The sequence below is a fragment of the Novosphingobium rosa NBRC 15208 genome (assembly GCF_001598555.1).
Lineage (GTDB): Bacteria > Pseudomonadota > Alphaproteobacteria > Sphingomonadales > Sphingomonadaceae > Novosphingobium > Novosphingobium rosa.
Map to the genome: position 1 here is coordinate 89,026 of NZ_BCZE01000029.1, position 10,604 is coordinate 99,629.

10 protein-coding genes are annotated in these 10,604 nt (G+C 67.6%); 6 read left to right on the forward strand and 4 right to left on the reverse strand.

Annotated features, from left to right (window positions below; genetic code table 11):
- Positions 1–48 precede the first annotated feature (48 nt).
- Genes SR3_RS12245 through SR3_RS12260 form a run of 4 tightly spaced genes read right to left on the reverse strand, consistent with a single transcriptional unit; the run spans position 49 to position 4,380 of the window.
- Complete coding sequence (locus SR3_RS12245; protein ID WP_068086023.1) at positions 49–1,023, reverse strand: alpha/beta fold hydrolase; 975 nt, start codon at positions 1,021–1,023, stop codon at positions 49–51.
- On the reverse strand, positions 1,020–2,249 hold the full coding sequence (locus SR3_RS12250) for an LLM class flavin-dependent oxidoreductase (RefSeq protein ID WP_245653889.1): 1,230 nt from the start codon (positions 2,247–2,249) through the stop codon (positions 1,020–1,022). Before SR3_RS12250 ends, SR3_RS12245 begins: the two co-directional genes overlap by 4 nt.
- Entirely contained in the window at positions 2,249–3,094 is an 846-nt protein-coding gene (locus tag SR3_RS12255; RefSeq protein WP_068086026.1) for an LLM class oxidoreductase, read from the reverse strand. The genes SR3_RS12250 and SR3_RS12255 overlap by 1 nt, the downstream gene beginning before the upstream one ends.
- Positions 3,091–4,380, reverse strand: a complete 1,290-nt coding sequence (locus SR3_RS12260) for a M24 family metallopeptidase (RefSeq protein WP_068086030.1) — start codon at positions 4,378–4,380, stop codon at positions 3,091–3,093. Before SR3_RS12260 ends, SR3_RS12255 begins: the two co-directional genes overlap by 4 nt.
- A 118-nt stretch (positions 4,381–4,498) precedes the next feature.
- Between SR3_RS12260 and SR3_RS12265 the strand changes: the two genes are divergently transcribed.
- The 6 genes from SR3_RS12265 to SR3_RS12290 all read left to right on the forward strand — a co-directional run.
- Entirely contained in the window at positions 4,499–5,374 is an 876-nt protein-coding gene (locus SR3_RS12265) for an alpha/beta fold hydrolase (protein ID WP_068086033.1), read from the forward strand.
- Positions 5,371–6,765: an MFS transporter gene (locus SR3_RS12270; protein WP_068086036.1), complete on the forward strand. Its 1,395-nt coding sequence runs from the start codon at positions 5,371–5,373 to the stop codon at positions 6,763–6,765. Before SR3_RS12265 ends, SR3_RS12270 begins: the two co-directional genes overlap by 4 nt.
- A gap of 89 nt (positions 6,766–6,854) precedes the next feature.
- A complete protein-coding gene (locus SR3_RS12275; RefSeq protein ID WP_068086038.1) occupies positions 6,855–7,862 on the forward strand; it encodes an alpha/beta fold hydrolase in 1,008 nt (335 codons plus the stop codon).
- A 98-nt stretch (positions 7,863–7,960) separates the two neighbouring features.
- Entirely contained in the window at positions 7,961–8,770 is an 810-nt protein-coding gene (locus SR3_RS12280) for an alpha/beta fold hydrolase (RefSeq protein WP_068086041.1), read from the forward strand.
- Positions 8,745–9,758, forward strand: a complete 1,014-nt coding sequence (locus SR3_RS12285; protein ID WP_068086043.1) for a phosphotransferase enzyme family protein — start codon at positions 8,745–8,747, stop codon at positions 9,756–9,758. The genes SR3_RS12280 and SR3_RS12285 overlap by 26 nt, the downstream gene beginning before the upstream one ends.
- Before the next feature lie 41 nt (positions 9,759–9,799).
- On the forward strand, positions 9,800–10,604 hold an 805-nt coding region (locus SR3_RS12290; protein ID WP_245653890.1), incomplete at its 3' end, for an MFS transporter.

Below are 10,604 nucleotides of genomic sequence, written 5' to 3' on the forward strand. Positions count from 1 at the left end.
CGGTGATCGGGCCGACAGGCCCGGCTGCGGTCAGTGGAGGGCCCGCGCTCAGGACGGCTTCTGGCTGTCGAGCCAGCGCGTCAGGTCGCGGGTGAAGAGATCGGGGTTCTCCCAGAAGGGAAAATGACCGAGGTTCGGATAGCGGATCAGCTGCACCGGCGCGTTGGCGAAGCGCTTGACCGAAGCGTCGGCGCTCTGGCTGATGACCGTGTCATAGCTGCACCATTGCAGCAGCACCGGCACATGCACGGCGGCGGTTTCCCGCGCGATGATGTCGGTCTTGAACAGCTTCACATTGGCGGCCAGATAGGCCTTCTGGCGGGCATTGGCGCCGGGCAGATTGTCGGCGTCATAGATGCTGTCCACCATCCAGTCCTGCGGCTGGAAGCCGGGCGGCGTGGTGTCCTTCAGGATCGCGCGGTAAAAGGCATGCGAATGCCAGTCGGGCACCAGCTGGGTGTGGAACCACACCAGGGTCTGCATCCACAGCCCCACCTTGCGGGTCTGGCTGGGGCGTTCCAGCGGCAGCATGGAAAAAGCCATCGCCGTGGCATGACCGGGGAACTGGCGGTTGTATTCCAGCGCCACATTGGCGCCATTGCTGGTGGAGACCAGCGCGAATTTATCATGGCCCAGCGCCCGCATCAGCCCGTCCATCAGCTGGGCGGCGCGCGGGGTGGTCATGTCGCCCCTGGGATCGGGGCCCGACAGGCCATAGGGCGGCCAGTCGAAGCGGACGAGGCGATAGCGGTCCTTCATCCGCTCCACCACCAGATCCCATTCATGCATGTTGGCGATGCTGCCATGCAGCAGCACGACCACCGGGGCACCCGGCTTCCCTTCCTCACGCACATGGAGCGGCACGCCGTCCACCGTGACGAAGCGCGAGGGCGCGGCGGCCCAGCGCGCCTTGGCCGTATCGAGGCCGGTCTGCAGGGCCCCCGCCCTCAGCGCCGCCACGCTTCCCCCCGCCAGAAGCGCCAGCGCTCCCAGCCCCCCCAGCGCGGCGCGCCACAGCTTCATGCGGCCATCTCCGAAGGCAGGCGGGTGAGGCCCATGGTTTCACGCAAGGTGGTGCCGGGATAGGCCTTGCGCAGCGCGCCCCGCGCCTGAAGCAGCGGCACCACGCGCTCGACGAACATCTCCAGTTCCGAGGCCATGAAGGCCGGCTGAAGCGTGAAGCCGTCGCAGGCCCCCGCCTCGACCCAGGCGATCATCATCTCGGCCATCTGCTCAGGCGTGCCACGGAAGATGTTGTGCCCGCGCGGCGTGCGGACAAAGCGCGAGGCGAAGGCGCCCAGAGTCACCCCCTGCGCCACCGGCTTTTCCAACGCGCGGGCGATGTCGGCGGCGGGCAGAATCGTTCCGGCGACGATGGCCTCGGCGGGGATCGGCCCGTCGGCGGGATAGGAGGTGATATCGAAGCCCAGCGATTCCGAGAGATATTCGATGCACAGCGCCTCATCGGCCAACGCCAGCAGCGCCTCGTCGCGGGCGATGGCCTCTTCGGGCGTATCGGCCAGCATGAAGGAGAGGCCCGGCATGATCTTCACGCCATCCGGGTCACGCCCGGCTTCGGCAATGCGGCGGCGCAGATCGCTGCGGAAGGCGATGCCATCCTCGATGGTGGCGGCGGGGCAGAAGATCGCCTCGGCGGTGCGGGCGGCGAAATCGCGCCCGTCATTCGACTGGCCCGCCTGCACATAGACCGGACGCAACTGCGGCGAGGGGCCATGCTGCGCGTTCAGCCCATCCCAGAGCGCGCTGGTCTCAGCCACGGTCTGGGCGGCCAGACGATAGCGCAGGCTTTTTTCGGGCAGCTCGGTCTCGCCGAAATTGGGGGCGGTATCAGGGTGAGCGGTGGTGACGATGTTCCAGCCCGCGCGCCCGCCGCTGATGCGGTCCAGCGTGCCGAAGCGCTCGGCCAGCATCTCGGGCGTGTTGTAGGTGGTCGACACCGTCGCCACCAGACCGACATGCTGCGTGACCGAGGCCATCGCCGAAAGCAGGCTCATCGGATCGAGCGTGGGCATCGCCAGCCGCTGCGGCGTGCGGCCGCCCGCGCCGCGCGATTGCAGCTGGTCGCCAAAGACGATGGCGTCGAAGCAGCCACGCTCGGCGGTCTGGGCCACCTTGCGGTAATAGTCCATGGTGAAGACCCCGCGCGGATCGGCATCGGCATGGCGCCAGCCGCTGGGATAATGGCCGATGCCTTGCAGAAAGGCCCAGAGATGGATCGGCTTGGGCATCACAGGCTCTCCTTGACGGATGCGTTCACAGGCGCGGACAGGATTTCGGGCAAAGGCAGGCCCAGCCGCTGGCGCAGCGTGCCCGTGGCGTCGGGCGCGGGACTGGCCAGCGCGGCGAAACGCTCGGCAAAGCTCGACAATTCCGGCGAGGCGCCCGCCAGATCGACATGAATGCCGTCGATGTCGCCTTGCGCGAAAGCGTCGGCCAGCGCGCCCGGATCGTCGGTCAGGGTCACCCGGCGCAGCAGGCGGGCGGCGGCAGGGGCGCTCTGCCCCTCGGCGGCGATCGCCAGATCCACGCCCGGCACGGCGAAGGGCGAGGCCGCATCGACCACCAGCAGCGGGTGATCCTGCAGCGGACGCATGGCGTTGACCGGCCCTTGCGTCTTGTACCAGCGCCCTTCGTAATGGCTGGCGCGCACCTTATGCGTATCGAGATAATGGCCGCTGGCCTTGTCGATCACCAGCGTATCGGCGTCCCAGCCATCCCACAGGGCGCGGGTGGCCTGCACCAGATCAGCGATCTGCTCAGGCTCTTCGCCCTCGGCCACGGGGTTCCAGCCGAGCAACCCGCCCGCCAGATAATCCACCGCCGAAAGCGCGCGGGCGACATGAAAGGGATGGCCCAGCCGCGGCGGGATCACCGGCACCACGCCCATCCGCGTCAGGCGCGGGGCGGCCCAGGCGGCCAGCACCTGCGCGTCGAAAGGCACGGCGCCCGCACGGCCGAGCAGCAGCAGGTCAAGACCGGCGGCCTGCGCCTGATCGAGCACGGGGCCCGCCACGGCGGGATCGGCAAGCGCGGGATCGGCCAGCGAGGCGGACAGAAGAAAGCGTCTGGTCATACAACAATCACCGGTTCGTGAAGGGAATGGATGGGTTCGCAGCCGTCGGGCGTGATCAGCACGAGGTCTTCGCAATGCGCCGAACCACCGATGCCGCAATCGAGCACCGGGCAATCGACCGAGAGGATCATGCCGGCGCGCAGCTCGATATCGGGCTTGCGCCAGAAGCCGCCCGCATCCTCGCCCGGCTCGTCGGTATGGGCCAGACCCACGCTGTGCGGGCCAAAACCGATGGTCACATCGTAGCCGGCCCTGGCCAGCGCCGCCTGCCCCAGCGCGACGATCTGCGAAAAGCGCAGGCCGGGCCTGAGCTGCTCACGCACCGCGCTCCAGGCGAAGGCCGCCGCCTCGGCGGCACGCGCCGCCGCAGGGGTGGGATCGCCGATAAAGACGGTGCGGGCGAAATCGCCGTGATAGTTCTGGAAATGGCTGACCGCATCGAGGAACAGCGCCTGCCCGTCGCGCAATTGCCCCGACAGCAGCTCGGAGGACGCCCGGTCGATGTTGAGGAACACCGCCGTATTGCCGCGCGCCGCGGCCTCGGCGCGATAGAGCGCATGCATCTCGCGATGGGTGGCCCCGGCGCGGGCGGCGCGGCCCACGGCGTTCAACGCCTGAACATTGGCTTCGGCGGCGCGGGCCATCAGGGCGACTTCCAGATCGGATTTGATCAGGCGGATCTCGCGCAGGATGTTCTCCGCCGGGACGACCCGCCCCGTATGGCCATGGCGCGCCAGCACGCCTGCCAGCACCGGATCGTCGACGCCGATCGCGCCGCCCCACAGGCCCATCTCTTTCACCGCGCCGACCAGCGCCGCCCCGGCATTGTTGAAGCCCTGCCGCTGCGCTCGCGCCGCCGCGCTGGCTTCGAAACGATGCGCCTCCAGCGGCGAGAGCGGAACATGGCCGCGATCGGGCAGGAGCGGCCCCTCGCCGCCCGGGCCGGGCTGATCGCTGTCCGACAGGTCGTCATAGAGCCAGCAGGGCATCGCGCCAGGCACGCGCCCATCGGCGAAGGTGTAAAAATGCAGGAAACGGCTGGTGACAAAGCCGATCTCGCCGCGCCGCGTCAGCAACGCAAAGGTGCCCGGCGGCTGGCCCAGACGGGTCCGCGCGATCTGGGGCCAATGGCCGGTGGCGTGAAAAACATGCACCGGCTGACCGATCACCAGACCGTCAAGCCCATGGCGCTCCATCACCGCCACCGCCTCGGCGCGGTTCATCGGCCCCTCGCGGCTGAGCCAGTCGAGCAGGGCATCATCGGGGAGAGGCGGGATCAAACTCATGTCCGCCTGATGGCACCGCCGGGGCGACCTGCAGCATGAGGCCTGCCAACTATCCGCCTGTTGGTCAGCCGGGCATTCGCGTGATGCGCGCGGGCGCGGGCCGGTAGCGTGGCGTTCCATGACAAGCTCCACACCCGACACCATCCTGCCGATCGAACGCGCCTTCGTGCCGCTTGCCGAAGGGCAACTCCATCTGCGCCGCAGCGCAGACCAGTCCGGCGGCGCGCAGGCGCCGCTGCTGCTGCTGCATGCCTCGCCCGCATCCTCATGGTTCATGCAAGGGCTGATGCGCGCGCTGAACGCAGCCGGTCACAAGGGCGCGATGATCGCGCCGGACACGCTGGGCAACGGCGATTCAGCCCCGCCCATCCAGGACAGGCCCGACATCGCCTATTTCGCCGAGTCGATGGCGCGCATGGCCGATGCGCTGGGGCTGGAGCGGGTCGACCTCTATGGCACGCACACCGGCGCGCGCATCGCCTGCGAATTCGCCGCCCGCTTCCCGGATCGCACGCGGCGGCTGGTGCTGGACGGCATCACCGAATATCCCGCCGATCTGCGCGCGGAGGTCATCGCCCATTACGCCCCGCGCGTGGAGCCCGACGCCTATGGCCGCCACCTGATCTGGGCCTTCAACTTCTGCCGCGATCAGGCGCTCTATTTCCCGCATTTCAAGCAGGATGGCGAGCATCGCCTGAATGTGCCCATGCCGAGCCCCGAGATCCTGCACCGCATCACGCTCGACGTGCTGAAAAGCTGGGACACCTATTCCAGGCCCTATATCGCAGCCTTCGAGTATGACGCCTTCACCCGCATGGCGCATGTGCAGGCGCCCACGCTGCTGCTCAAGCCCGAACAGGAGCTGGCGCTGCTCAACGCCTCGGTCGCCCGCGCGCTGCAGATTCTGACCAACGGGCGCGAGGCCAGCCTGCCGCCGGGCGATGCGGCCAAGGCGGGCTGCATCCATGCCTTCCTGAAGGAAGCCGCCCGATGACCGCTCCCCTCACCAACAGCACCAGCGCCGAAAGGCTGAGCACCCGCATCTGCCTCTCTTTCGGTGTGGGCACGGTGGGCGTGTCGATCATGCTCAACGCCGTCACCTCCTATTATCCGGCCTTTCTCTCCACCGTGCTGGGCCAATCGCCCGAGGTGGCGGGCTATCTGATGATGGCCTCCAAGCTCTATGACGCGGTGGTCGATGTGCTGATCGGCACATGGAGCGACGCCACACGCTCGCGCTGGGGCCGCCGCCGTCCCTTCCTGCTGGCGGGCGCCCTGTGTTCGGCGGTGGCCTTCTTCATGCTCTTCGCCCCGCCGGTGCTGAGCCAGACCGCGCTGATCCTCTATATGATCGCGGCGCAGATGCTCTATTCCACCGCCTATTCGCTGTTCAACGTGCCCTATATGGCGATGCCCGCCGAGCTGACTCACGGTTATCATGAACGCACGAGGCTGCTGTCCTTCCGCACGGTCTTCGTTTCCATCGGACAGTTGCTGGCGATGGCGGGCACGGCGGCGATCATCAGGCAGGGCGGTGGAAATGCCTCGGCCTATGCGATGATGGGGCTGGTGATGGCTCTGGTGATCGGCGGCGCGATGACCGCCACCGCGCTGGGCACGCCCGCCATCCATGGGCCTCTGACGGCCAGCCACAGCTCGCACCACCCGGAGCGGGCGAAAATCTGGCCGCAGCTGAAGCTGATGACCCGCAACCGGCCCTATATGCTGCTGCTGGGGGCCAAGGTGTTCCAGTTTCTGGCCTTCGCCAGCATCGGCTCGACCGCGCTGCTCTATATGCTCAATGTGCTGGGCGTGGGCTACAGCGGGCAGATCTGGCTGGCAATCACGCAGAATGTGGTCTCCGCCGCCTCGATGCCGCTGTGGGTGCGGCTGGGCAAAAGGCTTGGCAAGCGCAACACCTATCTGGTGGGCGTGCTGCTGTTCTGCGCCGCCGCGCTCAGCTGGCTGCTGGCCCACAAGGGCATCGACACGCTCGGCCTGCTGTGGCGCGGGGTGATCAGCGGCGCAGGATCGGGCGCGCTGATCCTGATGTCGGTCTCGATGCTGAGCGACACCATGGCCTATGACCGGGCGCTGACCGGCCAATCGCGCGAGGGGCTGATGTCCAGCACGGTCGCGGTGATCGAGAAGGCCAGCTTTGCGCTGGGCGTGGCGCTGCTGGGAATCTTCCTGCGCGCTTTCCATTATGTGCCCACCGTGGGCGGCAAGCTCGTCACCCAGCCGCCCAGCGCGGTGCTGGCGCTGACCATGGGCTATGCCGTCATTCCCATGGCGATGTTCACCATCAACGGCATCTTCCTGTGGCTCTATGATCTGGACGAGACCAGGCTGGAGAAAGCCCGCGCCCACCGCGCGGCACTGTAAACGCCTCCTTCCTGCCATCGGGCATCCTGCGGGGTGACAGGGCGGCAGGATCGGGCGATGGTCCCCACCCTCTTGCGGAGAGATGTTCCATGCCCCTGCCCCGCCGCCTTCGCTTCCTGCTGCCGCTTGCGCTGATCGGCGGCGGCATGGCGCAGCCCGCCTGCGCCCAGCCTGCCGCCGCCACCGCACCTCAGGCGCCATGGCTGACCATTGCCCAACTGCGCCACCTTTATGCCGATCCGGTCAGCCGCTTCATGACCATCAAGGGACTGGAGATCCATTACAAGGACGAGGGGCCCCGCAATGCCCCCGTGCTGTTCATGGTGCATGGTTCGGTCAGTTCGCTGCGGACGTGGGATGGCGTGGCGGCACAGCTGAAGCAGCGCTATCGCATCATCCGTTACGACATTCCCGGCTATGGCCTCTCGGGCCGCATTTCCGACGAGGCCGAGCGCACGGTCCAGCCGGTCGAGGTGGCCGAGGGGCTGCTCGATGCGCTGCATGTGAGCAAGGTCACCTTCGTCGGCGTCTCCAGCGGCGGCACGATGGGCATGTATCTGGCGGCCAGGCGTCCCGATCTGGTCACGCGGCTGGTGCTGTCGAACACGCCGTCGGACCCGGTGGACACCAGCCATCTGGTGATGCCCAAGGCCTTTCTCGATGCGCAGGCCCGCGCCAAGGGGCATGGCGGCTATCAGGACCAGATCTTCTGGGACCAGTTCCTGACCTTCTTCGCGGGGCACGGCGACCGCATTTCGCCGCAGACCCGCCGCGAATACCACGATTTCAACCGCCGCACCCCCGAGGCGCATCCCATCGCCATGATGGCGCGCATCGGCGACGGCAAACAGGCCGATCTCGAGATGAACAAGGTGACCGCGCCGACCTTGCTGCTGTGGGGCGGGGCCGACCCGCTGCTGCCCGAAAGCGCGGCGCTGGCGCTGGTGCGGCATATGCCCAATGCGCGGATCAGCCGGCTGATCATGCCCGATGTCGGCCATTATCCGCCGCTGGAGGTGCCCGCACGCTTCGCCCGCCTGCTCAGCGATTATATCGAGCAGGTGACCCCCGAACTGGGCGGCACGCCGGCCCGTTAGTGCCCGCTGTGCGATCAAACCAAGGCGGCATGATGCCCTGCTCTCCGCTCTGCGGCACTGTGCGCCTTCATCGCCTGTTGGAAGGACCGTTTTGAACCATGCCGATCCGGCGCGCCTACACCACCTGCCGCTATGGGCAGATGCATTACCGCGAGGCCGGGCCGGCGGATGGGCAAACGGACGCGCCGGTGCTGGTGCTGCTGCATCAGAATCCGTCCTCCTCATGGGAGTATGAGCCACTGATCGCCGCGCTGGCCATTGACCGGCGGGTGATCGCCTTCGACACCCCCGGCCATGGCATGAGCGATGCGCCTCCTGCCCCGCCGGGCATGGCTGGCTATGCCACCGCTTTCGCCGATGCGCTGGGCGCGCTGGAGATCACCGGCCCGGTCGATCTCTATGGCTTTCACACCGGCACGCTGCTGGCCATCGAACTGGCGCTGGCCCTGCCCGCCCAGATCCGCCGCATGGCGCTCACCGGCATCCCGATGTATCCGGCCGAGGAACGCGCCCGCAAGCTGGCCGAGGCCGAAAGCTTCCCCGCGCCCGATGAGGAGGGCACGGTGATCCTGGGCCTGCTGGGCAAGCTGTGGGCCTATGTTGTGGGTGGCCGCGCGGCGGGCGTGCCGCTGGAGCGCGCGGTGCGCCATTTCGCCGACAAGGCCTATATTCTCGACCGTTTCACCTGGGCCTATCGCGGCGTATGGTCCTGGGATTTCAACCGGCTGGCTCGCCTCGACCTGCCGGTTCTGCTGCTGCAACCCTTTGAAACCCTGCGGGAGCCCGCGCTGGCCGCGGCCCGCCTCATCCCCGGCTGCGTGGTTCAGGAGCTTCCTGACCTCGACCGGGATATTTTCGATCTAGCCCCGGAGCGCCTGGCCCATGACCTTCGTACCTTCCTCGCTTGAACAGGATCTGCCGCTGGCGCAGATTTCCCATTCCGTCGTCCACCCCGATTTCATCGCCCGCGAGGTGGCCGCGCGCTATCCGATGCAGGGCAAGGTGGAAGCCTGGCTGCTCTATCGCGGCATGAATGACGTCTATCTCGTCAAGGACGACCACACCAAATATGCGCTGCGCGTGTGGCGCAAGACCTATCGCGATGTCGACGATGTCGCCTATGAGCTGGACTATCTGGCCTTCCTCAAGGACCGCAACTTTCCCGCCAGCGTGGCCGTGCCCCAGCATGACGGCACGCTCTACTGGAAGGCCGCCACGCCCGAGGGCCCCCGCGCTCTGGCCATGTATGACTGGGCCCCCGGTCGCAAGTTCGGCGACATGCTGAGCGAGGAGACCGCGCACCGGATCGGCGCCGCCTTCGCCCGCATGCATCTGCTGGGCAATGAATGGGCGGGCAAGGACCACACCTTCTCGACCGCGACGGCCAAGGACTACAATCTGTGCATGCCCGCGCTGATCGATTTCGTCTATGATCGCCCCGATGACCTGCGCGACTATCCGATCATCGCCGCCAACCTGGACCGCCGCCTCGACGAGCTGGCGGCAGGCAATGTGCCGCTGGGCGTGTGCCACCGCGATTTCCACCCCTCCAACGTCCATGTCGACGAGGCGGGCACCATCACTCTGCTCGATTTCGACGCGGCGGGTGAGGATTTCCTGATGCAGGACGTGCAGAACTACGTCTGGGGCAACCTGTTCTACGGCTTCTCCGACAGCTATGGCACCGCCTTCGAGGAAGGCTACCAGACGGTGCGCCCCTTCACCGCCGAAGAGATCGCCAACAAGGAGCTGTTCCTGATGGCCAAGGCGCTGCGTCTGGTGGCGGGCATGGCGCAGTCCAGCGTGGCGGTGGGACGCGGCACGCTGCGCTTCCGCAACCTTGACTGGCTGGGCAATTACATCAAGACCCGCGCCCGTTCCTGCGGGCTGCTCTGAGCATGAGGCCCGCCTCCCTGTCCGCCTCCGGGTCCACCCCCATGCCGGCAGCAGCCCCCGAGGCCGCCGCCGCATGGCCCAGACCGGGGCGGGCATGGGGGATGGTCGTCCTGCTGTTCCTGGCGGGGATCTGTTCGGTGATCGACCGTTCGATCCTCAACATGGTGGTCGATCCGGTGCGCCATTCGCTGGGCATCGGCGACGCGCAGATCGCCCTGCTGCAGGGGCTGGCTTTCGGGCTGTTCTACGCCTTCATGGGCGTGCCGATGGGGCTGCTGGCCGACCGCGTCTCGCGCAAGCGCCTGCTGATGGGCGGCATCCTGCTGTGGAGCATGGCCACCATCGGCAGTGGCCTCGCCTCCAGCTTCGGCCATCTGTTCATCGCGCGCCTGCTGGTGGGGCTGGGCGAGGCGGCGCTGGGCCCCTCTGCCATCTCGCTGATCGCCGACCTTTTTCCCCCTGAGCGGCGCGGTCGCCCGATCAGCCTCTATATGATGGGTCAGGCCCTGGCGGCAGGCCTGGCCATGGCCTTCACCGGTCGCATCCTGAGCGCGGCCGCGGCGGGCAGCTTCGCAAGCTGGCCGCTGCTGGCGACACTGCCGCCATGGCGCATCGCTTTCGTCTTTGCCGGCATCATCGGCCTGCTGGTGGTGCTGGGCATGACCCTGACCCGTGAGCCACCGCGCCATCAGGTCGGCCCCGCCATGCCCACCCCCACCCCCGGCGAGAGCGCGCGCTGGTTCTGGGACAATCGCGCGGTGCTGGCGCCGCTCTATCTGGGCTTCGCCATCTGCTTCGTCGCGGCCTATGGTTCGGCGGCGTGGCAGCCCGCCATGCTGATGCGGG